Raw genomic sequence first — 24,278 nt, forward strand, 5'->3', positions numbered from 1 at the left:
AGAGCGAGAGATGGGCCGGAAGGGGTTTGAGCCGGTGCGGTCGAGAGAGAGCGCTGCCCGGCTTGATCCTGACTTGCTCTCCCGAGGAATCCCCGATGAACATGATTTCCGCATCCGCGGCGGCATCCGCCACCGCGCCGCTTCCGTTCGACCATGACGCTGAGACCGCGGCCTGCGTTTTCACCGCTGCCGGTCTGCTGCTGCCGCATCTGGAACGCGGTCAGCGTGTCGACGCCGCCACGCTGCGCGGCGCCATGGAGGCCGCCTTCGGCACGTCCGATGCCGCCGGCGCTTGGGACTGGAAGACCGCCTATGATGCCTGCGAGGCGGCGACCGTCCTCTTCCTGCGCAAATACGGCAATGCACTTTTCCGCAAAGCCGGGTCTCCGTCGGCAATCCTGCCGCAGCTTACGAAAATTGCCGGGCTCCTGCCGACCCACACCCGGCGTTCCGAGGAAGCGCAGACCTTCCAGCAGTTCTCCACCCCGATCCCTCTCGGCTTCGCTGCGGTGACGGCGGCGGCGATCACGCACGCCGACCGCGTGCTGGAGCCCTCGGCCGGCACCGGGCTCCTCGCCATCCTGGCCGAGATCGCCGGCGGTGCGCTGCTCGTCAACGAACTGGCCGAGGTCCGCGCCGGCCTGCTTTCCTCCCTCTTTCCGGCCCTGTCCATCACCCGCTTCGACGCCGCCCAGATCGACGATCATCTCGATCCCGGCCTGATCCCGACAGTGGTGCTGATGAACCCGCCGTTCTCGGTCATGGCCCATGTCGAGGGCCGCGTGGCTGATGCCGCCTTCCGCCATGTCGCCTCGACGCTGGCGCGCCTTGCGCCCGGCGGGCGGCTCGTCACCATCACCGGCGCGAGCTTCGCCCCCGACAATCCGGCCTGGACGGCTAACTGGAAACGGCTGCAGGAGCGCGGCCGCGTGGTCTTCTCGGCCGTCATCGATGGATCGGTCTATGCCAAGCACGGCACCACCATCGACACGCGGCTGACCGTCATCGACAAGCTGCCCGCCGAAGACCCGGCGGTGTTCCCGGCAGCGCCCGGTGTGGCGTCGGATGTTGCCACCCTGATGGGCTGGCTGGCGGAGCAACTTCCGGCCAGGCTTCCCGTCGATCCCGGCCTGGCCGTGCCGGTGGCACGACCGACCGCGCCGCGCACCGTGCGCGGCTATGTCAACCGCGCCGCGCGATCCGCGCCCGACGCGCCCCTTGCGGAACCGGAGGCCGTGCCGGTCGCCTACGAGATCGTGGATTGGGAACCGGCCGAGGGCGGCCGCCTCTCCGACGCGATCTACGAGGAATACGGTCTTCAGACCATCCGCATCGCCGGGGCGCAGGCGCATCCGACCCAGCTCGTGCAGTCGGCCTCGATGGCGAGCATCGCGCCGCCGAAGCCGAGCTATCGTCCGGTGCTGCCCAAAGACATTCTCGGCAGGCTGTCCGAGGCGCAGTTGGAGACGGTGATCTATGCCGGCGAGGCCCATATGGGATTCCTCGCCGGGGCTTGGACGGTGGACGACACGCTCGACAATCTTGCTGCCACGCCGGAGGACGCCAAGGGCGCCGTCCGCTTCCGCCAAGGGTTCATGGTCGGCGATGGCACCGGCGTCGGCAAGGGCCGGGAATCCGCAGCGATCATCCTCGACAACTGGATGCAGGGGCGGCGCAAGGCGGTCTGGATCTCGAAGTCCGACAAGCTGCTGGAGGATGCGCAGCGCGACTGGTCGGCGCTTGGCATGGAGCGGCTGCTGGTCACGCCGCTGTCGCGATTCCCGCAAGGCGCAAAGATCACCCTGAACGAAGGCATCCTATTTCTAACCTATGCCACGCTGCGCTCCGACGACCGCGGAGAAAGGATTTCCAGGGTCAGGCAGATCGTCGAATGGTTGGGTTCCGACTTCGATGGAGTGGTGATTTTCGACGAGGCGCACGCAATGGCCAATGCCGCAGGAGGCAAGGGAGAACGCGGCGATGTCGCCGCCAGCCAGCAGGGCCGTGCCGGGCTGCGCCTCCAGCACGCCCTGCCGCAGGCCCGCGTGGTCTATGTCTCGGCCACCGGCGCCACCACCGTCCACAATCTCGCCTATGCGCAGCGGCTCGGTCTCTGGGGCGGCGAGGATTTCCCATTCTCGACCAGGGCGGAGTTCGTCGAGGCGATCGAGGCCGGCGGCGTCGCGGCGATGGAGGTGCTGGCGCGCGACCTGCGGGCGCTTGGCCTCTACACCGCCCGCTCGCTGTCCTTCAAAGGCGTGGAATACGAGTTGCTCGACCACGAACTGACCCCTGAACAGGTCCGCATCTACGACAGCTATGCCGATGCCTTCGCCATCATCCATAACAATCTCGATGCGGCGATGCAGGCCGCCAACATCACCGGCGGCGAGGGCGGGTCCGGCACGCTGAACCGGCAGGCCAAGTCCGCCGCCCGCTCGGCCTTTGAGAGCGCCAAGCAGAGGTTCTTCGGGCACCTGTTGACGTCGATGAAAACCCCGACGCTGATCCGGTCCATCACGGCCGATCTGGAAGCGGGACATTCTTCCGTCATCCAGATCGTCTCGACCGGCGAGGCGCTGATGGAACGGCGGCTGGCAGAGATCCCCACCGAGGAATGGGGCGATCTGAAAATGGACCTGTCGCCGCGCGAGTATGTCCTAGACTACCTCGCTCATTCCTTCCCGGTGCAGCTTTATGAGCCGTTCACGGATTCGGAGGGCAACCTGTCGTCGCGCCCGGTCTATCGTGATGGCCAGCCGGTCGAGAGCCGCGAGGCCGCGGCCCGGCGCGACGAGATGATCGCCAACCTCGCCAGCTTGCCGCCGGTTCCCGGCGCGCTCGACCAGATCATCCAGCATTTCGGCACCGACACGGTGGCGGAGGTCACGGGCCGCTCGCGTCGTATCGTCCGCAAGCGCGGCGGCGGCGTTACCATCGACCGGCTCGTCGTGGAAAGTCGCGCCGGTTCGGCCAACCTGGCCGAGACGCAAGCCTTCATGGACGATCAGAAGCGGGTGCTGGTGTTCTCCGATGCCGGCGGCACCGGGCGCAGCTATCACGCCGAACTGTCAGCGAAGAACACCCGGCTGCGCGTCCATTACCTGCTCGAAGCCGGCTGGAAGGCGGACGCCGCCATCCAGGGCCTTGGCCGGACGCATCGCACCAATCAGGCGCAGCCGCCGCTGTTCCGGCCGATCTCGACCAATGTGAAAGCCGAGAAGCGCTTCCTCAGCACGATTGCCCGCCGCCTCGACACTTTGGGCGCGATCACGCGCGGCCAGCGCCAGACCGGCGGCCAGGGCCTGTTCCGGCCCGAGGACAATCTGGAAAGTCCCTACGCCCGCGACGCGCTGCGCCAGCTCTATCTCCTGCTGGTGCGCGGCAAGGTCGAGGGATGTTCGCTCGAACGCTTCGAATCCGCCACCGGGTTGAAACTGATGGACGCGAACGGCATCAAGGACGAGCTGCCCGCCATCACGACTTTCTTGAACCGGCTGCTGGCGCTGACCGTCGAGCTTCAGGGCGTTCTCTTCAGCGCTTTCGAGCAGCTTCTGACCGCGCGGATCGAGGGCGCCATCGCGTCCGGCATCTATGACGCTGGGCTGGAGACGCTGCGCGCCGAGAGCTTCACCGTCACCGACCGTCAGGTGATCTACACCCATCCCCGCACCGGGGCCGAGACCAGCCTGCTGACGATCACCGAACGCAAGCGCAACCGGCCCGTCATGCTCGATGCCGCCCTAGCGGAACTCGACGATCCGCGCGCGAAGCTCCTGATCAACGGGCGCTCAGGCCGCGCGGCGGTGCAAATCCCCACCACCAGCGTCATGCTGGACGATGGCGAGATCGAGCGCCGCGTCAGGCTGATCCGGCCGATGGAAGCACACAATATCCCCATCAGGATGATGGGCGAGACCCATTGGGTCGAGGCCGACCGGGACGCATTCGCTGCGGCCTGGAATGCGGAACTTGCGGAGGTGCCGGAGTTCGCAGACAGCACCCTGTATATGGTGACGGGCTTGCTGCTGCCGATCTGGAAACGGCTGCCGAACGAGTCCACCCGCGTCTATCGCCTCCAGTCTGACGCGGGCGAGCGCATCATCGGCCGCAAGGTCTCCCCGGCCTGGGCCGCGAACGCGACCACGACCGGCATCGCGAAGGTCACGCCGAAGGATGCTTTCGCGGCGCTGATGGAAGGCCGGACGATCCTCGATCTCTCCGAGGGCCTCCAGCTTCGCCGGGTCCGCGTCATGGGGGTGAACCGCATCGAGCTTTCCGGCTTCACCGACACCATGCGCCAGCGTCTCACGGCATACGGCCTCTTCCACGAGATCATCTCCTGGAAGCTGCGCATGTTCGTGCCAGTCGATGCCAGCGGACCCGCCGTGCTGGCCAAGCTCTTCGACCGCTGGCCGGTCGAGCGCATCGGTGAACGGGAGGCAGCCTGATGCCGCGTCACGACGCCTTCGAACTGGCGACCCGTCTCGGCCGAGAGGCCGAGGCGGTCTGCCGCCACTATCTCTCGTCCGGCCACCGCGCCGGGCGATATTGGCTGGTCGGCGATGTGCAGAACACTCCTGGCCGCTCGATGTTCGTGCGCCTGACCGGCCCGGGTTCCGGCAAGGGCGCGGCGGGGAAATGGACCGACATGGCCACCGGGGAGCATGGCGATCTGCTCGACGTCATCCGCGAGGCGCTTGGCCTTGTCGACTTCAAGGACGTGGCCGAGGAAGCGCGCCGTTTCCTTGCCCTCCCGCATCCTGAACCGGAGAAGACGAGGACGCCGACCGGCAGCACATCCAGCAGCGTGCCCGGTTCGCCTGAAGCGTCGCGCCGCCTCTTCGCCATGGCGCAGCCGATCCACGGCACCCTTGCGGCGATCTACCTCAACGGGCGGGCGATCACCTCCCTCTCGGACACCACCGCGCTGCGCTACCATCCGAGGTGCTACTATAGACCCGACGAGTCTTCACCCACCGAGATCCGGCCGGCACTCGTTGCCGCCGTCACCGATCTTGCGGGCCAGCAGACCGGCGCGCATCGCACCTGGCTCGCCCCGGACGGTTCCGGCAAGGCGGCTGTCGAAACACCGCGGCGGGCGATGGGCGTCCTTCTCGGGCACGCTGTCCGCTTCGGAACCGCCGCTGAGGTTCTCGCCGCCGGCGAGGGCATCGAGACCGTGCTGTCGCCCCGTCAGGTTCTGCCCCGCATGCCGATGCTGGCGGCGCTTTCGGCCGCTCACCTCGCTGCCATCCTGTTCCCGCCGTCGCTGCGCCGGCTCTATGTCGTCAGGGATCGCGACCCGGCCGGGGACGGTGCAAGAGACGGCCTGGCCGCCAGAGCAGAGAGCCTCGGGATCGAGGCGATGTCGCTCACGCCGCTCAACGGCGATTTCAACGATGATCTGCGACGCCACGGCGCCGATGCCCTCCGGGCGCGTCTGAAGGATCAGCTTCATCCTGAAGACGTCCGCCGGTTCATGGAGAGGTGAGGTCGTGATCGGTCCCGGAGGCGCGGCCCAGCGTCATCCTCTGCCGGTTTCAGTCTTTCGCCATCGGCAGGTGCATCCATCGTCGGAGAGTCCCGCGCCCACGGCCTTCGGAGAGGGCGATCGGCGCACAAACGGGCCGGGCAGGCAATGGCCGGGTTTGGACTATTTTCCGCCGGCGGGGACGAACCCCGCCTTTGCATCGCGAAAGTCAAAATAGCCCACCCCCGGCCATCAAGGCCCTCGCGGAGCGGGCGAGGGCTGCCAACCCGTCCCGCCCGTGCGCTTCGACGCCTGCGAAGGCCGCGATGGGCGCGGTCTCCAGACGAAGGACGCTCCCGATGACGAACGAAACCTATTCCGCAGGCGACGAGCCGGTCCACACCTCCTCCCAGACCGATCACACCCTCACCGAACTCCAGCTCTACGGCTGGCGCCCGTTCCAGGACGAACCCGATCCGAGGCCGCTGCCCGAGGGCAACACCGTCGCCGCCGCCGTCACCGACATCTTCGACGCCCTCGTCGCGACGCTCGGCGACACCCGCTTAGAGCCCGACCTCGAAGAGCTGCTCTGGGGGACCGTCAATCTCTTCCACCGCGCCACCGGCCGGGTGGAGCGCGATCTCGACGACAACGAGCAGGCGCAGCGCCGGCTTCAGCGGGAACAGGACGGCAGCGAGGTCAAGTCGGTCGAACTCGAACGCCTCACGGCCGAGGGGCAGACCCTGATCGAACGGCGCGCCAGCATGGAACTCTTCCGCGACCTCGCGGCCGAGGCTTTCGAGCACCACACCGGCAGTGCCTGGCGGCCGCGCAGCGGCTCGATGGTCAACCATCGCAACCTGACCGCCGCGATGATCGACAGCCGCGACTTCCTTGCCGCGAAGCGCCGGGCCGAGACCGAGGTGATGCTGCCCGCCGGCCCGAAGGTTGCCGTGACTGGCGGCGCGGACTTCAACGATCACCGCCTGATCTGGGCGAAGCTCGATCAGGTCCATGCCAAGCACCCCGAGATGGTGCTGCTGCACGGCGGGTCGCCGAAGGGAGCCGAACTGATCGCTTCCCGTTGGGCAGATCACCGCAAGGTGCCCCAGGTCGCCTTCCGGCCCGACTGGACCAAGCACGCCAAGGCGGCGCCGTTCAAGCGAAACGATGCCATGCTGGACGTGCTGCCGGTCGGCGTCCTCGTCTTCCCCGGCACCGGGATTCAGGAGAATCTCGCCGACAAGGCCCGCAAGCTCGGCATCCCGGTCATGAAGTTCGACGGCGGCGCGTAAGCGCCGCCGCCTGGCGGCTTTCGGCCGCCGATACTTGACAAGATGCAAGGCCGCGCCTTTGATGGAACATCCTTGCAGAACCGGCGAAGCAGCATAGTCGCAGGCGGAGCGCATCTCCCGGCAGCCTGTCGTGATCCCCAACCGTTCTCTGGAGGTTTCCATGACGCTGATCCTGCTCGCCATCTCGCTCACCATCGCGGCCTGCGTGATCGCCTGGAATCTCGCGATCTATGCCTTGCCCGTCATGGCAGCCATCACGGCCGCGCAATATGCCTGGGGCGCGGGCGCCGGGGTCGTGATGTCCGGCCTCATGGCCATCGGCGCCGCCGTGCTCTCGATCGCGCTTGTGATCGTGACTCTTGGCTTCGCGAAGAACCCGGCCCTGCGGCTCATTGCGCTCGCTCTCTTCGCCGTGCCCGCCGTCATCGCCGGCTATGCCCTTGTCTATGGCATCACCAAGAACGCCATCGACTCGGGGCTGGTTCTCAACCTGTTCGGCGGCATGGGCGGTCTCGTCCTCGGCATCTCGGCCATCGTCAATCTGAACGCCCTCGGCGAGTCGGTGTTCTCGCGCTGAAACGGCAGACGCGATCAGCCACTTCTGAGGAAGGCCGGCAGCTTGCGCCGCCGAGCCCCGGTCGTTTCGCCCAAGACGGAAAAGCAGTTCGTCGCAGCATGTCACCATCGCACCCGGTCTGCTTCTCGCGGCGCTTGAAATGGTCTGCGGTGCGAACCGTGGTCCCGTGCGGTCGATGCCCCGCTGCATCGGTCCACGTCGTTTCGTGGGGCCTTCGCGAACACCTTCCTTGTCCCTTCACGATGCTGAGGGACCGAGCCTTTGGCCGATGAAGCAGGGCGGCGCCATACCGGACCTGAGAACCCGATAGCCTGTCCGATCACATCGCGGATGACATGGCCTTCCGGCGGCGGACACGACGGTGACCGGCAAAGACGGTTGAAGGAGTGCCATGCCGGTGGTCTCGGTTCGCATGGGGGCCTGCCTGGTCGCTGTCGCCAGCAAGGACGATGGTTCTGCTGTGCGTCCCCGATCTGCTTTCGAAAGCACCATCCCTCCGCCTGACTGATCCCCTAAGTCCGTTCGGCTTCCACCAGCAACCCCCGCGGCTCCCAGCCGTGTTGCCGCGCAAACGCGGCTGCCCGCCCCACCTGGGGCCTTGGGGGCAAGCTGCAGCAAGGGCGGCAGTTGCAGGAGTCTTCCGACGGCCTTGGCCGGGTCTCGTCGGAGGGACGGTCCCTCCGAGGAGCAACGGAGACCTACAATGCAGAACATCGTCATCCTCGCCGGCAACATCGGCCAGGCCCCCGAAACCCGCACCACCCAGGGCGGCACCGGCATCACCCACTTCACCCTGGCCACCTCGCGCCCCCGCTATTCGGAAGGCCGCGTCCTGCGCGACGAGAACGGCTATCGGGTCCAGGACACCGAATGGCACCGCATCACCTGCTTCAACGGCCTCGGCAAGACGGTCCAGCAGCATTGCGACAAGGGCATGAAGGTTCTGGTTCGCGGCCGCATCCACTACACGAAATGGACCGATGCCGCCGGGGTCGATCGCTACGGCTGCGAGATCATCGCCGAGACGGTCGATTTCCTGAGCCGGGCGAAGCAGACCCAGAACGACGACGGCAAGTTCATCGACGACGATGACATTCCGTTCTGATCGGGAACCCGAGGCCCGGCGGCGCAAGCCGCCGGGTTTCCCTCCTGCTTCACCGGATCGCGCCCGCCGCTTCTGGCAAGGTCCGGCGACCGAATCAGACGGGCATGGACGGGAGCGTCGTCTCTCTATCCTTGATAATTGCACCTGAATTTCGGCTGGTGCTCACAGCGAGAACGACTATTATAGTCGTAGTTCTGGAGTGCGTGCGTATCCCGGTGGGAGGTGATCATGTATGATCACCGCTCGCCAATCTCGGGCTGCGCGCGCGTTACTGGGATGGACACAGGAGACGCTCGCCGACAAGGCCCAGGTCGCATTGACCGCACTCAAACGCCTCGAATCCCAAAGCGGGCTCGAGGTGTTCGAGTCCACCCGCGACCAGGTGCGCCGCGCTCTCGAAGCGGCCGGGATCGTTTTCTTGTCGACGGATAAGGGCGAGGGCGTGTTGCTGCAACACGATACGGTCAACACCGACAAACGGTGAAACAGCGGCCAGCGTGATGTCAGGTTCTCGTCAAAAGGAATGGCTATCTTCCGCCGAAGATGGTTAACAAATACGTTACCCGAACGTGAGCGAATGATGGGCCGCGCGACACAGACATATCTCGACACACCACCGTCCAGCCAGACGCTGACGTCTTATGATCGCGAGCATATGAAACTCTACATGCGCCTTCTCGATGCCGAGCGTGATGGCGCCGATTGGCGCGAAGCTGTGCAGGTTCTCTTTGGCCTCGATCCAGAGTGCGATCCCGACCGCTGCCGCTCCATCCATGATACTCATCTCGCTCGCGCGCATTGGATGACCGAACACGGCTACCGCGAACTGGTCCGCGAAAGCCAGCGCAATTCCTGACGCGTGATGCGTGCCGCGCATCACCTGTTGACCATCGCCTGACTTCCTCAATTCAACGCGTGCGGGAATCCTGACCCTTCTCAATTCGTTTGAGTAGACCCGGGAGGCCGCGATGACCCCTGACGCATCGACTTGGCGTTCGTCGGCGCAATACGACCATCTGGATGAACTGACGGCATCCGATCTGGCCTGGGAATGGCTGCGCCGCAATGACGATTATGACGCAGATTTTGAAGCCTCAATTGCCGACCATGGAGACCCCCAACCGCTGACCGAACGGATCCGGCAGCGCTGGGGGTTGCGATTTCCCTGTCGATCCGCTGGTCCCGCCACCCGATGCGCCGGTCTTCTGGCTCCCAGCGGAGGACACAAGTGTGGTGGTGCTGACCGAAGCCCCTTCGGAACTTGACGACAGCACTGACGGCGCTCCGCCGAACTGGCGCCTCGACTTCTCGGTCGAGAACGCTGGCGCGGAGTTCCATGTCCCGCTTGGCAATGGGCGGAAGCTCCAGATCTTCGACGGCGCCATTATGGGGGACGCGATCGCGGTCGCCGTCGTCCCTCTCAGCCTCGCCGGTTTCGACCGGATCGAGGCCATTCAACGCTTCCTTTCGGCCCTGCATGGTCGCGCGATCCCGCCGGATACGCGCCTGACACGCCAGCAACGCGCGCGCCTCCGACGGATGCTGCGGGCCTTCGATGGCCATCGGGCCGGCGCGACGCAGCAGGAGATCGCGCGGGTTCTTCTGAACACCGGCCGGCTTGAGCGGGACGAATGGCAGGCGTCCTCGGCCCGTCATGCCATCAAGGCACTCCTGCGCGACGCCCGTTCCATGGTCGCCGGCGGTTATCGGAAACTCCTGCGTCATCGCCGCCCACGATAACGCGATCCTTTGCCCTGATGGTGGGCGATTTCGATACCCCCCAACTTCGCCCTGCAACTCGCCGCTCTTCCTGCGCCACCGTGGTCATTGCCCGCCGCTGATCCGCAGCGGCCGCTTGCAACCCCACGGAGGCCCGATCATGCCACATGAACCCGTCGTCCTGCCGCCGCGTTTTCTACGGACCAAGGAGGCCGCGACCTTTCTCAGCCTCTCGGCCCGGACCCTCGAAAAGCACCGCACCTACGGAACCGGGCCAGCCTATCGCAAGCTTGGCGGCCGTGTGGTCTATGCCATCGACGATCTTGAGGCCTGGACCGAGCGCGGCGCGGTGACCTCCACCTCCGATCCGCGCGGCTCCGTGCTGCCCGCCAAGCGTCATGCGTTTCCGTCCGGCCCGCAGGCCGGTCGTTACGCCCGCTGATCGCAGCCGGTTCCCTTCATGACGGTGCGACGCCGATCCCTTTCTGAGCGCGGGCAGCTCGACCTGTTCCGGGCGCTCCCCGGCGATTTCGCGCCACGAGACGCGCAGGATCTCATGGCCTATCCCTTCTTCTCCCTCGCCAAGTCGAAGCGCATCGCGCCCATCGACTTCGCCGCCGGCAATGTCTCCATCCGGGTCGAGGCTGTTCCCGATCACGGCATGGCCACGATCTGGGACGCCGATATTCTGATCTGGGCGGCGAGCCAGATCGTCGAAGCCCGCGACAGCGGCCTTCGCACCTCCCGGCTGATGGCCGCCACGCCCTACGAGATTCTCACCTATGTCGGGCGCGGCACCGGCTTGCGCGACTATCAGCGCCTGAAGGCGGCGCTCGACCGGCTGCAATCGACCACGATTTCCACCTCGATCCGCCAGCCGGTCGAAGGGCGCCGGCATCGCTTCTCCTGGATCAACGAATGGCAGGAACGCACCGACCATAGCGGCAGACCCGATGGCATCGAGATGATCGTGCCGGACTGGTTCTACCAGGCCGTCCTCGACGATGCGCTCGTGCTGACCATCGACCGGACCTATTTCGATCTCACCGGCGGCCTCGACCGCTGGCTCTACCGCCTGGTGCGCAAGCACGGCGGCCGCCAGCGCGATGGCTGGCGGTTCGATTTCCGTCACCTTCACCAGAAATCCGGCAGCCTGTCGCCGTTCAAGCGCTTCGCCTTCGAGTTGCGCGACATCATCCGGCGCCAGCCGCTGCCGGGCTATTCGCTGTTTCTCGAGGCCGAGGTCGGCGGGCGAATGCTGCTGGCCTTCGAGCCGCTCGCGCCCTGTGGAAAACCTGTGGATGGCCTCGTGCTATCGGGAACCCGGACTATCGTGCTATCGGGAACCGGAGGCTCGTGCTATCAGGAACCGAAACCGGGCTTAACACCCGGAACCCATTCAGGAAATCGCGCCCTTAACTTAGAGTCTAACAAAGAGTCTAACTTTGAAGAGCGCGCGCGCGATGTGGAAAACCTCATCCGCGACACCGCCAGAAGCCTTGGTAGAGCCGCTAAGAAGAGGGCATCCGACGCCCCGGCATCGCCTCGACCGGCATCTGATCGAGGCGCAACCGAGGCTCCTGAATCTGCAGAAAGACCCCGCCTGCCTCTCGATCTGCCGGGGGGGTGCAAATGATCATCGCGCTCCTCAACCAGAAGGGCGGTGTCGGCAAGACGACGCTGGCGCTGCATCTTGCCGGTGAACTGGCTCAGGGTGGCAAGCGCGTCACCCTGATCGACGCCGATCCGCAAGGCTCCGCCCTCGACTGGTCGCAACAACGCGCGCGTGAGGGCCTGCCACGCGCCTTCGGCACCGTTGGCCTGGCCCGCGACACGCTGCATCGCGAAGCGCCCGAACTCGCCCGCGATGTCGATCGCATCGTCATCGACGGGCCACCGCGCGTCGCCGGCCTCATGCGCTCCGCGCTGCTCGCCGCCGATCTCGTGCTGATCCCGGTGCAGCCATCGCCGTTCGACGGCTGGGCTTCGGCGGAGATGCTCGCCCTCCTGGCGGAGGCGCGCATCTACCGGCCCCAGCTCGTTGCCCGCTTCGTGCTCAACCGCTGCGGTGCCCGCACCGTCATCGCCCGCGAGACCGCCGAGACGCTGGCGGACCACGATCCTCCCGTGCTCACCAGCGCCATCGGCCAGCGCGTCGTCTTCGCCGACGCCGCGCAGACCGGGCGGCTCGTCCGCGAGATCGGGCGCCGATCACCCGCCGCGCGCGAGATTGCCGCCCTGGCCGCCGAGATCGGCCTGCTGGGGATCGGGAGGGTATCGGCATGACGATCCTTACCGGCGACTGCCGCGAAGAAATGCCCTGGCACGCACCCTACGACATGATCATCGCCGATCCGCCCTATGGCGACACTTCGCTCGCCTGGGATCGGCGCGTCGAGGGCTGGGTCGTGCTGGCGCGCGCCGCCCTCAGGCCGACCGGCTCGCTCTGGGTCTTCGGCTCGCTGCGCAGCTTCATGGCGACCGCCGACCGCTTCACTGACGCCGGCTTGCGGATCGCGCAGGAGATCGTCTGGGAAAAGCAGAACGGCACCGGCTTTCATGCCGACCGCTTCAAGCGGGTGCATGAACTGGCCGTCCAGTTCTATCCCGCCGAGACCGCTTGGCGTGACATCTACAACGACGTCCAGACCACGCCCGACGCGACGGCCCGCACGGTGCGGCGCAAGCAGCGCCCGCCCCATACCGGCCAGATCGACGCCGGCCATTATGTCAGCCATGACGGCGGGCCGCGCCTCATGCGCTCGGTCATCTACCTGCGCAACTGCCACGGCCGCGCCATCCATCCGACCGAAAAGCCGTCGGCGCTCCTGGAGATCCTGATCCGCACGAGCTGCCCCGAAGGCGGCCTGGTCGGCGACTGGTTCGCCGGTTCCGGCGCGGCCGGGGAAGCCTGCCGGCTTTCCGGTCGGCGCTATCTCGGCTGCGAGATCGACCCCGACATGGCCGAGTGCGCGCGGGCGCGCATCGCCACCGTGCTGCCATTCCATGACGGAATTTCGTCATGACGGCGCGCACCGAGAAGCGCTGCTTCGCTACGCGCCCGGCCGATCCCGATAGCTGGATCAAGGCCGGCGACGCGCCGCCAAAGCGCACGGATACCGCCGACGCCTATTCGGCGCGGCTGACCGTGGACATCACGCCGGCGCTGCGCGGCCGCATCAAGATCGCGGCCTTCCAGCGCGGCATCACCGTCGCCGACATGCTGCGCGACCTGCTGGCGCGCGAGTTTCCCGACATAGGGGGAGACCGCCCATGATCGGCATCGACGCCCATGACGGCGATCTGACCCGCGCGGAACTGACCTGGGTGGAAGGCAAGACCGAATACTGGATCAGATTCGGCCATGCGACTGGTGAGCAGATCCTCGATCGCAACCGGCGTGTTGTATTCTTCCATCCCGGCACGGTGTTTGCGTTCGTCCGCTGGGCGGCGAACGACCACGGCACGATCATTTCGCGCCTCGACATCCTGCGCGCGGTTGCGCCGGGCCAGTCCTATCAGACGCTGCCCTTCGTCCGTCCAGGGGGCGAAATCCTGCTGAAGATCGAAGGCTGGCCGAAGGTCGAGGCTGTCCTTCGCCATGTCGACGGGATCGAGGCCATAGGTGTCGATCCGGCCCAAGTCGATCCCGATCATTGGCGGCACGTCTCCCACTGGATAAACGCAGGCGAAGCGCCGCGTCCCTACACCGCGGAGCGTCATCAGGCATGGCTCTGGCGGCGGGAGATCGCCCCATGACGCGCTTTCGCTATGTCATGGTGACGACGGTTGCCACGCTCGGGATCGCCTTTGCCGGATTCGTTCCGACTGCGCCAAGGCTGGTCTGGAACGCATCGGCCAGCGTGCCGATCGGGTTCTATACTGTCGCACCCGACGACCGGATCGCGGTGCCCGATCTGGTCGCCGTCATCCCACCCGAACCCTTCGCCTCGTTTATGGTCGAGCGCGGCTACGTCGCACGCGACGTGCCGCTTCTGAAGCACGTTCTCGGCCTGCCCGGACAGCGCCTGTGCCGCGATGGCCGCGCCATTATCGTCGACGGCGTTCCGCTCGGCGAGGCGCGCGACCACGACAGCTTCGGCCGAGACCTGCCGGTCTGGCAGGGCTGTCGCGTCATCGCCGAGGGCGAAGTGTTCCTGATGAACCCGGACGTCGGCGACAGCCTCGACGGCCGCTATTTCGGCCCGTTCCCCGCCTCGGCGGTGATCGGCCACGCGATCCCGCTTTTCACCGACGAAGACGGCGAGGGCCGCTTTGTCTGGCGCGCGCCGATGCGGTGACAGCGCGTCCAGAGCGGGGCCGTTGAGCCGTCCCGCGTCTTCTCCACCGCATAGGAAAGGAGCCTTCCATGGCACAGATCGGCCAGTTTACCCGCACCCCGTCCGGCTATTCCGGGCGACTCCGCACGCTCTCGCTGGACGTCGAGCTGACCTTTACGCCGTCGGAAAATGCGGACGCCGACAAGGCGCCTGCCTATCGCATCCATCTCGGCGATGAGTATGGGCCGGAAGTCGGCGCAGGCTGGAAACATTCCGGCGAGCGCGCGGGACCGTTCGTCTCCGTGCTTCTCGACGATCCAGTTTTCCAGCAGCCGATCCGCGCCCGCCTGTTCCAGTCGGACGAAGACGGCCGCGACTGGGGCTTGCACTGGACCCGCCAAAAGAAGCGCGACGAGCAGGAGTGATCATGGTCACGTCCTGCATCCGTCCCGCCTCGGGGAGATGTGGCGCCCGCCGCCGCATCCTCCTCCTTCTTCTTTCCGGCCTGTTCGTCACAGCCATTGCCCCGCTGCCCGGCCTGGCGCAGATCGCCGTGATGGGTCGTGCCGTCGCCGTGCATCCGCACGGCGCCCATATCGAAGAGGCTTCGCAGCGGTTCGGCATCCCGGCGGCATGGATCATCGCCGTGATGCAGGTCGAAAGCGCGGGCAATATGCACGCCATATCGTCTGCCGGCGCGATGGGGCTGATGCAGGTCATGCCCTCGACTTGGGCGGAGCTGCGCATCCGCCATGCTCTCGGCCGCGACCCCTTCGAGCCGCGCGACAACATCCTCGCGGGCACCGCCTACCTACGCGAGATGTGGGATCGCTACGGCAATGTTGCCGCGATGCTCGCGGCCTACAATGCCGGTCCCGGTCGCTACGATGAATACCGCGCGACGGCTCGTCCGCTGCCTGCCGAGACGCGCGCCTATGTCGCTGCTTTGACGCCGATCCTGCTCGGCGAGCGGCCTTCCGGCAGCGGCTCGACGGTCGCTCCGCCGCCCGACTGGCGCGAGGCGGCGCTCTTCGTCGCGCGTGAAATCGGCGCTTCCGCTGCCGATCCCGCGTCCCCCGACCGCACGCCGGACGATGCCCCTTCGCTCGTCCCGGCGGCACCGGACGCACTCACCGCCTTGCAGTCGGAGGGGCTGTTCGTCGCCCGCGATGCCGGTGGGGACCGGCCATGAGCAGCGGCACCGCAATTCGCATCCCATCGGGCGCTGGCGTGTCATGGAGGGCGCAGAGGGTGGCGGCAGGCACCACGACCGAAAGATGGCGAGATAAAAGGCCGCACGGTGCGGCTGTGGCGGGCGGTTGTTTTTGTTCAGGTTTCCGGCGCGTCCCGCACCGTGCGGCGCTGGCGCGCACCGTGCGCTGCGCGCTCCTCTTCCTGATTTTCCTTGATGATTTGCACCGTGCGGGGGCGCCCCATGTCCGATGACAACGAGTTCCGCATCCGTCCGGGCCGTATCCGCTCGACCCGCGCGCAACAGGCGAGGCCCTTTGTCGCCCAGGCGCTCGCCGCCGCCCAGAAAGCCGGCGGACGCGTCTCGCGCTCCGGCAAGATCACCTCGGGCAACCGCTCACGCTTCGGGCGCGGTCAGCGCGCCAGCATCCAGGCCAACCGGCTTCTCACCGGACGCTCGCGCATCGCCGTCATCAAGACCCGCGTGGTTCGCCAAACGGCACGCTCGGCTCCGCTCGGCGCACACCTTAATTATCTGCGCCGCGATGGCGTGACCCGCGACGGGGAAAAGGCGCGGATGTTCGGCCCGGAAAGGGACGACATGGATGTCGGCGCTTTCGCGGAAAAGTGCCAGGACGACAGGCATCATTTCCGCTTCATCGTCTCGCCCGAAGACGCGGTGGACATGGCCAATCTGAAGGATCACGCCCGCGAGCTGATGGGGCAGATGGAGAAGGATCTCGGCACGCGCCTCGATTGGGTCGCCGTCGATCACTGGAACACCGACAATCCCCATATCCATATCATCCTGCGCGGCCGCACCGACGATGGCCAGGACCTGGTGATTTCCCGCGACTACCTCAAGGAGGGCATGCGCGCCCGTGCGCAGGATCTGGTCACGCAGGAACTCGGGCCCCGCACCGATCTGGAGATCCACCGCAATCTGGAGCGGCAGGTCGAGGCGGAACGCTGGACGCAGCTCGACCGGCAGCTTGTGCGCGACGCCGGCAAGTCCGGCATCATCGACCTTGCCCCGCTTCCCGACCGCCAGCCGGACGAGTTTCATACTCTGAAGGTGGGGCGGCTGCGAACCCTTGAAATCCGCGGGCTTGCCGAAGAGATCGGCCTCTCGCAATGGTTCATCAAGCCCGAAGCCGAAGCGGTCCTGCGTGAACTGGGCGAGCGCGGCGACATCATCAAGCGCATGCACCGTGCCCTGACCGAACGCGGCATCGAACGCGGCTCGGCCAGCTATGTCCTCGCCGGCGAAAGCCTTGACGTTCCCGTCATCGGCCGCCTGGTCGAGCGCGGCCTCGACGACGAGTTGAAGGGCACCGCTTATGCCGTGGTCGACGGCACCGACGGGCGGACCCATCACATCAAGCTGCCGCATCTCGACGCCGCCGGCGACAGTCCGCCCGGTTCCATCGTCGAGTTGCGATCCTGGGAGGACCCGCAGGGGCAGCGCCGCGTCGCGCTCGCCGTCCGCGCCGATCTCGATCTTGGTGCGCAAGTCGGCGCCTCGGGCGCGACCTGGCTCGACCGGCAGGCCATCGCCCGCGATCCGATCGCGCTGTCGGACAGCGGTTTCGGCGCTGAGGTCCGTCAGGCTCTGGACGAACGCGCTGAACATCTGATCGGCGAGGGCTTTGCCGAGCGGCAGGGCGGTCGCGTCGTCTTCGCGCGCCGGCTGCTCAGCACCTTGCGCCAACGCGAACTCGACAACCTCGGCGAGAAGCTCGCAACCGAGACCGGCATGTCCTTCGAGCGCGCAGCCAGCGGCGAATATGTCGCCGGCTCCTATCGCCAGCGTTTCGCGCTCGCCTCCGGCCGCTTCGCCATGATCGACGACGGCCTCGGCTTCCAGCTCGTGCCCTGGTCGCCCTCTCTCGAAAAACAGATCGGCCGTCACGTCTCCGGCGTAGCCCGCGATGATGGCGGCGTAGATTGGGACTTCGGGCGCAAGCGCTCCCTCGGCCTTTAGCCTCAACCAGAAAGGACCATCGCAATGTCCGCGACCAAGATCCTCTGGGGACAGATCACCATCGTCTTCCTCATCATCCTCGCCACCACCTGGGGCGCGACCCAGTATGTCGCCTCGAGCCTCGGTTATCAGGCGCAACTCGGGCCGCCCTGGTTCGTGATGTTCGGCGTGCCGATCTATTATCCGCCCGCGATCTTCTGGTGGTGGTATTTCTACGAAGCCTATGCGCCGCCGATCTTCGCCAAGGGCGGGATCATCGCGGCATCGGGCGGCTTCATCGCCATTGCCGTCGCCATCGGCATGTCGGTCTGGCGGGCGCGCGAGGCGAAAAACGTCGCCACCTATGGCTCGGCGCGATGGGCCGGGAAAGGAGAGATCAAGGCGGCGGGCCTGCTCGATCCCGATGGTGTTGTTCTCGGCCGTTACGAGAAGGACTATCTACGCCATGACGGGCCGGAGCATGTCCTGTGCTTTGCCCCGACACGTTCGGGCAAAGGCGTCGGCCTCGTCGTCCCGTCGCTGCTGACCTGGCCGGGGTCGGCCATCGTCCACGACATCAAGGGTGAGAACTGGCAGCTCACCTCCGGCTTCCGCTCGCAGCACGGCCGCGTGCTGCTCTTCGACCCGACCAACCCGAAATCCTCGGCCTACAATCCGCTGCTGGAAGTGCGCCGCGGCGAGTGGGAGGTGCGCGACGTCCAGAACATCGCCGACATCCTCGTCGATCCGGAAGGCAGTCTCGACAAGCGCAACCATTGGGAAAAGACCAGCCATTCGCTGCTGGTGGGCGCCATCCTGCATGTGCTTTACGCCGAACCCGACAAGACCCTGGCAGGTGTGGCCAAATTCCTGTCCGATCCGAAGCGCCCGGTGGATTCCACGTTGCGCGCCATGATGAAGACCGCGCATCTGGGCGAAGCGGGGCCGCACCCGGTCGTTGCCAGCGCCGCGCGCGAGCTGCGCAACAAGTCCGAGAACGAGCGCAGCGGCGTGTTGTCGACGGCGATGTCGTTTCTCGGCCTGTATCGCGATCCGGTCGTGGCCGAAGTCACACGCCGCTCCGACTGGCGCATCAGCGATATTGTGGGAGGCGATCAGCCGGTCACGCTTTACCTCGTCGTGCCGCCCTCCGACATCAACCGCACCAAGCCGCTGATGCGATTGCTGCTCAATCAGATCGGCCGTCGCCTGACCGAAGACCTGCAGGCGAACGCCGGGCGGCATCGGCTCCTTCTGATGCTGGACGAGTTTCCGGCGCTGGGCAGGCTCGATTTCTTCGAGACCGCGCTGGCTTTCATGGCCGGCTACGGTCTGAAATCATTCCTGATCGCGCAGTCGCTGAACCAGATCGAGAAAGCCTACGGGCCGAACAACTCGATCCTCGACAACTGCCATGTCCGCGTCAGCTTCGCCACCAACGACGAGCGCACGGCGAAACGGGTGTCGGATGCGCTCGGCACCGCCACCGAGATGAAGGCGATGAAGAACTATGCCGGCCATCGCCTGTCGCCCTGGCTCGGGCACCTTATGGTCTCGCGCTCGGAAACCGCGCGCCAGTTGCTGACGCCGGGCGAGATCATGCAGCTTCCCCCACATGAGGAGATCGTCATGGTGGCGGGCATCCCCCCGATCCGGGCGACGAAGGCGCGCTATTACGAGGACGCCCGGTTTCGCGAGCGCGTTCTGTCACCGCCTGAATTGAAAGGTCCCGAAGAAACGCGGCCCGACGACTGGACCAAGCTTCCGATCCCGGCGCGACCGGAAGGCGCCACGGATCACGGCGACCAGAGAACCAATGACGAAGATCCGACCGAATCCGAACGCCGATTGCAGCCTGAACTCAGCCGCGTAAAGCCCGTGGAGAAGAAAAAGCCCCTCGAGAACGAATTCGAGATCGCGCCGCCCGATGAAGTTGAGGAAGAGGCCATGCAAAATCGGCGCATGATCCGCCAGGTGCAGGGCATTGCCCGGCAGGTTGCCATGGACCCGAACGACGGCATGGAGCTGTAGCGCCATGGCCAATCTCCGGAAGAAGAAAAAACTCACCGTCTATCTGGACCCCGATGTCGAAAAAGCCCTGACCGAGTTTGCCGCGCGGCGGGACCGGTCGCAGTCGATGATCGGCGAGGCGGCCATCGCCTCATTCCTGTCTCCCGACGATGCCGAACGCCGAGAGGCGATAATCGCCAAGCGCCTCGATCGACTCGATCGCCGCATGGACCGGCTTGAACGAGACGTCGGCATCGCCGTCGAAAGCCTGGCGGTCTTCATCCGCTTCTGGGTCAACACCACACCGGCCTTGCCTGAGCCGGCGGCAAAGGCCGCGAAGGCCAAATCAGCGGAGCGATACGAGGCGTTCATCACCGCGCTCGGTCGCCGCCTCGCACAGGGACCGAAGCTGCGGCAGGAGGTGTCGGAGGATGTGACGGATCAGAGAGTTGAATTTGGCCGCCTTAGTCGTTGACACGAGTTCCCGCTCCCGGTTGGCTGAGCAGTAACAAGGATCCGCCGGAAGCGGCCTTCGCGACTGTCGCGGTCTTTGGGATTTTCGCGAATTATCCTAAGGTGATGGCTGTATATTCACTCGACTTTGGAGGAACAGCCTTGAGACTTGCCATTGCCAGCCTGTTCGCCATCGGTCTCGCCGTCCCTGCCTTCGCCCAGACGGAACCGCCCGCAGATTTTGACGAAGCCGCATGGCAGGCCGAATGGGACGCGGGCGACACGGATGGCGACGGCAAGCTGAGCCGGGAAGAGGCGAAAGCCGGGAATCCGAACATGACCGATGAAGTCTTCGACCAGATCGACACCGATGGCGACGGTTTCATCAGCCCCGCGGAAGACAAGGCCGCGCTCTTCGAAGCACGCGGCAAAACCACAAATGAATAGGGTATGGGCGGGGGCTTTTGGCGCAACGGTGTTTGTCGCGGCAGCATCCGTGGCAGGCGCGGAGGCGCCCACGTCCGCCAGACAGGCCGGGTTGCCTGAGAACTATGTTCCTGAAATCCCCTCGCATGAGATGGAGCCGGACACCGGCCCGCTTTCGGCCGCCCTACAGGAGCGTTTCCGCGACCGTATCGCCGGTATCTTCATCGAGCGCGAGCCCGATTTCCATGTCGTCGTCAGGCTAACGGGAGACCGGGATGCGGGCACGCTTCAGTACCAATTGGGCGAAGATCGGGTGCGTGTCGAAGTCCTGACAGGCGCATCCCATACCGTCGATCAACTGGTCGCCGCGTTGGATGACCGCCAGATGATTACGCGCGTTCTTCCCGATGGCTACGGCGGATATGTCGATGAGCGCACCGGATATGTGGTTCTTACGGTTCTCCCCGGAACAGAGCTTGCCGGTGGCAGCGAAGCATCCCTTTCGGCTGCTTTGGGCGTGCCGATCCGCATCATCGAAGGGGAACCCGCTACAATCGGTCCAGCACCACAGCAGCGGGAAGAGCGGTAATCCATTGCGGCCCGGATTCCGGGCCGCGACGTGTCGCAAAAATCAGTCGCACAATTTTGACTTTCGCACGCGACATTTGCGACAGAAATTCCCCTGAAAATTCAACGTTGGCCTGACCTGCTACAAAAATCAGGGATCTTCGTGACGGCTTCTCAAAACTTATCGTTGCTTCCCGCTTCTCCTTTGATCGGCCCCCATAACAGCGCGACGAGGGCGAGATTGGCGATGGCGAGAGCTGCCAGCGCCACAAGAGTTTGATCGGTGCCCCCGACCGAAAGCAGGATCGCACCCACGGTTGGGCCGGCAGCTTGGGCGACGAGACTGGGCCGGGCAAGCCGCCCCATGATCGGCGCATAGCGGGAAGGTCCGAACAGGGCGAGCGGGAGCGCACCCTTGGCGATCGAGAAGATGCCATTGCCGGCCCCGTAGAGGATGAGCGACAGGCCGATGATGAGAAAACCTGCCGCGAGCATCGTCACCCCTGCCGCGCTCAGGACGGAGGCGGCCGCGAGTGTCCAGAAGGGATGATGCCTCCCCCCGCTCGCCATTTCGCCAATTCGGCCGGCGACTTGGGCCGGGCCTATCAGCGCGCCGAGGGCTACAGCTTCGCCCAGCGACAGCCCGCGTTGCTGCAACAGGGTCAGCAGATGCACCGATATGATGGTGACGCCCAATCCGGCCAGCACCACGATCGCCATCATGATCAGATAGGCCCGGCGCTCATGGTCGCGCAGCTTGATCGCAGGAGCTTGGTCTTTGCCACCGATCGGCCTGGGCTTGCCGTTGCTCGGAAGGACCAGCAGCACGAGCGGCAGGCAGATCGCGAGATGAATGCCGGCATAGGCCATGCAGGCCCCGCGCCATCCCAGATGCTCCAGAAACAAGGCCGAGAGCGGCCAGCAGACCGTGCTTGCGAAGCCGCCCCACAAGGTCAGTGTAGTGATGGCGGATCGCGCGGAACGGCCATAATAGCCCCCGAGCGTGGCAAATGCCGCATCATAAAGGCCGGCCCCCATGCCGATACCGAGCACGATCCATCCGGCGACGAATACCCATAGGGACGGCGCAGCCGCAAGGATGACGAGGCCGGCAGCGAACAGCAGGCAAGCCAGAGCAAGGATGGGACGCCCGCCGTGCTGGCCAATGGCGTCACCCACGCGCGGGGAAACGACGCCGGCCGCGAGCAGGCCAATGGAGAGAGCGCCGACGATCCATGAAAGCGGCCAACCCGTATCGGCCGCGATCGGGGCGGCGAGAACGGCGAGCAGGTAATAGGAGCTGCCCCATGCAAATATCTGTACGATGCCGAGCGCGGAGATGACGGGCCACCTTCTCGCGTCGGGAGACAGGCCCGTTTGAGCCGGCAGGTTTGTCGTCACCGGACGCGCTTGAGCGCCATACGCTCTTCCAGCTTTTGGGCGGTTTCCTTGCGCTCGCTGTAGCGGTCGGTGAGGTAAGGAGCGACGTCGCGGGTCAGAAGCGTGAACTTCACCAGTTCCTCCATCACATCGACCACCCGGTCGTAATAGGATGAAGGCTTCATTCGACCCGCTTCGTCGAACTCCTGATATGCCTTGGCGACCGAGGACTGGTTGGGGATGGTGATCATCCGCATCCAGCGGCCGAGGACGCGAAGTTGGTTGACGGCGTTGAAACTCTGCGAGCCGCCAGAGACTTGCATCACGGCCAATGTGCGGCCCTGGGTGGGGCGAACTGCGCCAACCGCGAGCGGTATCCAGTCGATTTGCGCCTTGAGGACTCCGCTCATGGCACCGTGACGTTCGGGGCTGGTCCAGACCTGCCCTTCGGACCATTCCGAAAGTTTCCGAAGCTCCTGCACCTTCGGATGATCAACGGGCGCACCATCAGGCAGCGGCAGGCCGTGCGGATCGAACACACGGGTTTCCGCGCCGAAGTGGTTGAGGAGCCGTTCGGCTTCGAGCGTGAGCAGCTTGCTATAGGAGCGTTCACGCAACGAGCCGTAGAGCAGGAGAATGCGCGGCGGATGAGCAGAGGGCGTCGTTCGTAGGCGTTCAGCCGATGGGCTGTCGAGCACCGCGCGGACCACATTAGGAAGGTCGGAAACCGTCATGGCTTGGCCTCGGCCGGAACGGCAACGGGCGTCCCTTTCTCGGGAAACCACTTCGCGCCGAGCCTGAGCGCGACATGAACGAGCAGGATCAGTGCGGGCACTTCCACGAGCGGGCCGATGACGGCGGCGAAGGCCACCGGCGATGCGAGACCGAATGCCGCGATGGCGACCGCGATGGCCAACTCGAAATTATTGCCGGCAGCGGTGAAGGCGATGGCCGTGGTGCGCGGATAATCCGCCTCGATCAGCCGGCCCATCGCGAAGCTGATGAGGAACTGGATGACGAAATAAAGCGCCAGGGGAATGGCTATGCGCAGGACATCGAGAGGCAGCGACACCACGTCCGCGCCCTTGAGGCTGAACATGGCGACAATGGTGAACAGCAGCGCGGCTAGCGTTATGGGGCTGATGCGCGGCAGAAATTCGTGCTCATACCAGCCCGCGCCTTTGCGAGCGATGAGGATGCGGCGCGTCAGGAACCCGGCGAGGAAGGGAATGCCGAGATAGATCAGCACCGCTTCGGTAATGGTCCAGAAGCTCACGTCTATGACGCTGCCCTCAAGGCCGAAGAGGGGTGGCAAGACGGAAAGGAAAAACCACGCATAGGTGGAGAAGAACAGAATCTGGAATATCGAGTTGAAGGCAACCAGACCGGCGACATATTGATTGTCGCCGCGCGCGAGTTGGTTCCAGACCAGCACCATAGCGATGCAGCGGGCGAGTCCGATCAGGATCAGTCCTGTCATGTATTCCGGGTGGTCGCGCAGGAAGATCACGGCCAGCGCGAACATCAGCGTCGGGCCGATGATCCAGTTTTGTACCAGCGAAAGGATCAGCACTCGCTTGTCGGAAAAGACCCGGTGCAGTTCTTCGTAGCGCACCTTGGCGAGCGGCGGATACATCATCAGGATCAGGCCGATGGCGATCGGTATGTTGGTGGTGCCGACCGACATGGCGTTGAGAGCTTCCGGCAAGCCGGTGAATATCGTGCCCAGCACGACGCCGAGTGCCATCGCGGCGAAAATCCACACCGTCAGATAGCGGTCGAGGAAACCAAGGCGGGAAGCTGGCTTGAGGGAAGCCATCAGTATTCTCCAATCGCAGG

General features: G+C 65.5%; 26 protein-coding genes. 23 read left to right on the forward strand and 3 right to left on the reverse strand.

The genetic code is table 11. The features are described 5' to 3' along the window. The first annotated feature begins 95 nt into the window (after positions 1 to 95). The 23 genes from DKP76_RS15855 (at position 96) to DKP76_RS15965 (ending at position 21,081) form a co-directional block, all read left to right on the forward strand. On the forward strand, positions 96 to 4,451 hold the full coding sequence (locus DKP76_RS15855) for a strawberry notch-like NTP hydrolase domain-containing protein (protein WP_109707748.1): 4,356 nt from the start codon (positions 96 to 98) through the stop codon (positions 4,449 to 4,451). Continuing rightward, a complete protein-coding gene (locus tag DKP76_RS15860; protein ID WP_036749060.1) occupies positions 4,451 to 5,494 on the forward strand; it encodes a DUF7146 domain-containing protein in 1,044 nt (347 codons plus the stop codon). The genes DKP76_RS15855 and DKP76_RS15860 overlap by 1 nt, the downstream gene beginning before the upstream one ends. A 338-nt stretch (positions 5,495 to 5,832) precedes the next feature. After that, positions 5,833 to 6,768 (forward strand): DUF2493 domain-containing protein, encoded by a 936-nt coding sequence (locus DKP76_RS15865; protein WP_012092619.1) that lies wholly within the window; start codon positions 5,833 to 5,835, stop codon positions 6,766 to 6,768. Between the two features lie 160 nt (positions 6,769 to 6,928). Next, positions 6,929 to 7,345 (forward strand): hypothetical protein, encoded by a 417-nt coding sequence (locus DKP76_RS15870; RefSeq protein ID WP_012092620.1) that lies wholly within the window; start codon positions 6,929 to 6,931, stop codon positions 7,343 to 7,345. Between the two features lie 703 nt (positions 7,346 to 8,048). Continuing rightward, positions 8,049 to 8,450, forward strand: a complete 402-nt coding sequence (locus DKP76_RS15875; protein ID WP_012092621.1) for a single-stranded DNA-binding protein — start codon at positions 8,049 to 8,051, stop codon at positions 8,448 to 8,450. A 232-nt stretch (positions 8,451 to 8,682) separates the two neighbouring features. Next, a complete protein-coding gene (locus tag DKP76_RS15880; protein WP_012092622.1) occupies positions 8,683 to 8,934 on the forward strand; it encodes a helix-turn-helix domain-containing protein in 252 nt (83 codons plus the stop codon). Between the two features lie 96 nt (positions 8,935 to 9,030). Further along, the gene (locus DKP76_RS15885) at positions 9,031 to 9,306 is read left to right on the forward strand and encodes a DNA -binding domain-containing protein (protein ID WP_028034393.1); all 276 of its coding nucleotides are present in this window, start codon (positions 9,031 to 9,033) and stop codon (positions 9,304 to 9,306) included. 112 nt (positions 9,307 to 9,418) lie between these two features. Beyond that, positions 9,419 to 9,715, forward strand: a complete 297-nt coding sequence (locus DKP76_RS15890; RefSeq protein WP_012092624.1) for a transcriptional regulator domain-containing protein — start codon at positions 9,419 to 9,421, stop codon at positions 9,713 to 9,715. Continuing rightward, entirely contained in the window at positions 9,681 to 10,190 is a 510-nt protein-coding gene (locus tag DKP76_RS15895) for a DUF2285 domain-containing protein (RefSeq protein WP_036749067.1), read from the forward strand. The genes DKP76_RS15890 and DKP76_RS15895 overlap by 35 nt, the downstream gene beginning before the upstream one ends. Positions 10,191 to 10,329: 139 nt before the next feature. After that, positions 10,330 to 10,611, forward strand: coding sequence for a helix-turn-helix transcriptional regulator (locus DKP76_RS15900; protein WP_012092626.1), 282 nt, complete (start codon positions 10,330 to 10,332; stop codon positions 10,609 to 10,611). An 18-nt stretch (positions 10,612 to 10,629) separates the two neighbouring features. Then, the gene (locus DKP76_RS15905) at positions 10,630 to 11,805 is read left to right on the forward strand and encodes a replication initiator protein A (protein ID WP_012092627.1); all 1,176 of its coding nucleotides are present in this window, start codon (positions 10,630 to 10,632) and stop codon (positions 11,803 to 11,805) included. Beyond that, a complete protein-coding gene (gene parA, locus DKP76_RS15910) occupies positions 11,802 to 12,455 on the forward strand; it encodes a ParA family partition ATPase (protein ID WP_012092628.1) in 654 nt (217 codons plus the stop codon). The genes DKP76_RS15905 and parA overlap by 4 nt, the downstream gene beginning before the upstream one ends. After that, positions 12,452 to 13,195 carry a DNA-methyltransferase gene (locus tag DKP76_RS15915; protein ID WP_012092629.1) on the forward strand — a complete coding sequence of 248 codons (744 nt, stop codon included), beginning with the start codon at positions 12,452 to 12,454 and terminating at the stop codon, positions 13,193 to 13,195. Before parA ends, DKP76_RS15915 begins: the two co-directional genes overlap by 4 nt. Beyond that, a complete protein-coding gene (locus DKP76_RS15920) occupies positions 13,192 to 13,446 on the forward strand; it encodes a hypothetical protein (RefSeq protein ID WP_012092630.1) in 255 nt (84 codons plus the stop codon). Before DKP76_RS15915 ends, DKP76_RS15920 begins: the two co-directional genes overlap by 4 nt. Continuing rightward, the gene (locus tag DKP76_RS15925) at positions 13,443 to 13,928 is read left to right on the forward strand and encodes a DUF2840 domain-containing protein (protein ID WP_012092631.1); all 486 of its coding nucleotides are present in this window, start codon (positions 13,443 to 13,445) and stop codon (positions 13,926 to 13,928) included. The genes DKP76_RS15920 and DKP76_RS15925 overlap by 4 nt, the downstream gene beginning before the upstream one ends. Further along, positions 13,925 to 14,470: a S26 family signal peptidase gene (locus tag DKP76_RS15930; RefSeq protein ID WP_012092632.1), complete on the forward strand. Its 546-nt coding sequence runs from the start codon at positions 13,925 to 13,927 to the stop codon at positions 14,468 to 14,470. The genes DKP76_RS15925 and DKP76_RS15930 overlap by 4 nt, the downstream gene beginning before the upstream one ends. 68 nt (positions 14,471 to 14,538) lie before the next feature. Further along, a complete protein-coding gene (locus DKP76_RS15935) occupies positions 14,539 to 14,874 on the forward strand; it encodes a DUF736 domain-containing protein (protein ID WP_012092633.1) in 336 nt (111 codons plus the stop codon). 2 nt (positions 14,875 to 14,876) lie between these two features. Further along, the gene (locus DKP76_RS15940) at positions 14,877 to 15,641 is read left to right on the forward strand and encodes a lytic transglycosylase domain-containing protein (protein ID WP_012092634.1); all 765 of its coding nucleotides are present in this window, start codon (positions 14,877 to 14,879) and stop codon (positions 15,639 to 15,641) included. Positions 15,642 to 15,884: 243 nt separating this feature from the next. Continuing rightward, positions 15,885 to 17,624 carry a relaxase/mobilization nuclease domain-containing protein gene (locus DKP76_RS15945; protein WP_012092635.1) on the forward strand — a complete coding sequence of 580 codons (1,740 nt, stop codon included), beginning with the start codon at positions 15,885 to 15,887 and terminating at the stop codon, positions 17,622 to 17,624. Between the two features lie 24 nt (positions 17,625 to 17,648). After that, a complete protein-coding gene (locus DKP76_RS15950; protein WP_012092636.1) occupies positions 17,649 to 19,634 on the forward strand; it encodes a conjugal transfer protein TraG in 1,986 nt (661 codons plus the stop codon). A gap of 4 nt (positions 19,635 to 19,638) precedes the next feature. Further along, entirely contained in the window at positions 19,639 to 20,088 is a 450-nt protein-coding gene (locus DKP76_RS15955) for a ribbon-helix-helix domain-containing protein (RefSeq protein ID WP_012092637.1), read from the forward strand. A gap of 140 nt (positions 20,089 to 20,228) precedes the next feature. Then, entirely contained in the window at positions 20,229 to 20,513 is a 285-nt protein-coding gene (locus tag DKP76_RS15960; protein ID WP_036749074.1) for an EF-hand domain-containing protein, read from the forward strand. Then, positions 20,506 to 21,081, forward strand: a complete 576-nt coding sequence (locus tag DKP76_RS15965) for a hypothetical protein (protein WP_109707749.1) — start codon at positions 20,506 to 20,508, stop codon at positions 21,079 to 21,081. Before DKP76_RS15960 ends, DKP76_RS15965 begins: the two co-directional genes overlap by 8 nt. A 152-nt stretch (positions 21,082 to 21,233) precedes the next feature. Here the strand turns inward: DKP76_RS15965 and DKP76_RS15970 are convergent, their stop codons facing one another. Genes DKP76_RS15970 through arsB form a run of 3 tightly spaced genes read right to left on the reverse strand, consistent with a single transcriptional unit; the run spans position 21,234 to position 24,258 of the window. Next, the gene (locus DKP76_RS15970) at positions 21,234 to 22,430 is read right to left on the reverse strand and encodes an MFS transporter (protein WP_049768451.1); all 1,197 of its coding nucleotides are present in this window, start codon (positions 22,428 to 22,430) and stop codon (positions 21,234 to 21,236) included. A gap of 26 nt (positions 22,431 to 22,456) precedes the next feature. Continuing rightward, positions 22,457 to 23,173: an arsenical resistance protein ArsH gene (gene arsH / locus DKP76_RS15975; protein WP_012092640.1), complete on the reverse strand. Its 717-nt coding sequence runs from the start codon at positions 23,171 to 23,173 to the stop codon at positions 22,457 to 22,459. Then, a complete protein-coding gene (gene arsB, locus DKP76_RS15980; protein ID WP_012092641.1) occupies positions 23,170 to 24,258 on the reverse strand; it encodes an ACR3 family arsenite efflux transporter in 1,089 nt (362 codons plus the stop codon). Before arsB ends, arsH begins: the two co-directional genes overlap by 4 nt. Positions 24,259 to 24,278: the final 20 nt, after the last annotated feature.

This window comes from Falsochrobactrum shanghaiense (assembly GCF_003149535.1).
Classification (GTDB): domain Bacteria; phylum Pseudomonadota; class Alphaproteobacteria; order Rhizobiales; family Rhizobiaceae; genus Brucella; species Brucella shanghaiense.

Coding starts and splice junctions, on each gene's coding strand:
- arsB (WP_012092641.1), bottom strand. CDS start 24,258: ATGGCTTCCCTCAAGCCAGCTTCCCGCCTTGGTTTCCTCGACCGCTAT.
- DKP76_RS15935 (WP_012092633.1), top strand. CDS start 14,539: ATGGCACAGATCGGCCAGTTTACCCGCACCCCGTCCGGCTATTCCGGG.
- DKP76_RS15945 (WP_012092635.1), top strand. CDS start 15,885: ATGTCCGATGACAACGAGTTCCGCATCCGTCCGGGCCGTATCCGCTCG.
- DKP76_RS15880 (WP_012092622.1), top strand. CDS start 8,683: ATGATCACCGCTCGCCAATCTCGGGCTGCGCGCGCGTTACTGGGATGG.
- DKP76_RS15925 (WP_012092631.1), top strand. CDS start 13,443: ATGATCGGCATCGACGCCCATGACGGCGATCTGACCCGCGCGGAACTG.
- DKP76_RS15930 (WP_012092632.1), top strand. CDS start 13,925: ATGACGCGCTTTCGCTATGTCATGGTGACGACGGTTGCCACGCTCGGG.
- DKP76_RS15900 (WP_012092626.1), top strand. CDS start 10,330: ATGCCACATGAACCCGTCGTCCTGCCGCCGCGTTTTCTACGGACCAAG.
- DKP76_RS15965 (WP_109707749.1), top strand. CDS start 20,506: ATGAATAGGGTATGGGCGGGGGCTTTTGGCGCAACGGTGTTTGTCGCG.
- DKP76_RS15885 (WP_028034393.1), top strand. CDS start 9,031: ATGGGCCGCGCGACACAGACATATCTCGACACACCACCGTCCAGCCAG.
- parA (WP_012092628.1), top strand. CDS start 11,802: ATGATCATCGCGCTCCTCAACCAGAAGGGCGGTGTCGGCAAGACGACG.
- DKP76_RS15875 (WP_012092621.1), top strand. CDS start 8,049: ATGCAGAACATCGTCATCCTCGCCGGCAACATCGGCCAGGCCCCCGAA.
- DKP76_RS15905 (WP_012092627.1), top strand. CDS start 10,630: ATGACGGTGCGACGCCGATCCCTTTCTGAGCGCGGGCAGCTCGACCTG.
- DKP76_RS15865 (WP_012092619.1), top strand. CDS start 5,833: ATGACGAACGAAACCTATTCCGCAGGCGACGAGCCGGTCCACACCTCC.
- DKP76_RS15915 (WP_012092629.1), top strand. CDS start 12,452: ATGACGATCCTTACCGGCGACTGCCGCGAAGAAATGCCCTGGCACGCA.
- DKP76_RS15950 (WP_012092636.1), top strand. CDS start 17,649: ATGTCCGCGACCAAGATCCTCTGGGGACAGATCACCATCGTCTTCCTC.
- DKP76_RS15920 (WP_012092630.1), top strand. CDS start 13,192: ATGACGGCGCGCACCGAGAAGCGCTGCTTCGCTACGCGCCCGGCCGAT.
- DKP76_RS15940 (WP_012092634.1), top strand. CDS start 14,877: ATGGTCACGTCCTGCATCCGTCCCGCCTCGGGGAGATGTGGCGCCCGC.
- DKP76_RS15855 (WP_109707748.1), top strand. CDS start 96: ATGAACATGATTTCCGCATCCGCGGCGGCATCCGCCACCGCGCCGCTT.
- DKP76_RS15890 (WP_012092624.1), top strand. CDS start 9,419: ATGACCCCTGACGCATCGACTTGGCGTTCGTCGGCGCAATACGACCAT.
- arsH (WP_012092640.1), bottom strand. CDS start 23,173: ATGACGGTTTCCGACCTTCCTAATGTGGTCCGCGCGGTGCTCGACAGC.
- DKP76_RS15955 (WP_012092637.1), top strand. CDS start 19,639: ATGGCCAATCTCCGGAAGAAGAAAAAACTCACCGTCTATCTGGACCCC.
- DKP76_RS15860 (WP_036749060.1), top strand. CDS start 4,451: ATGCCGCGTCACGACGCCTTCGAACTGGCGACCCGTCTCGGCCGAGAG.
- DKP76_RS15870 (WP_012092620.1), top strand. CDS start 6,929: ATGACGCTGATCCTGCTCGCCATCTCGCTCACCATCGCGGCCTGCGTG.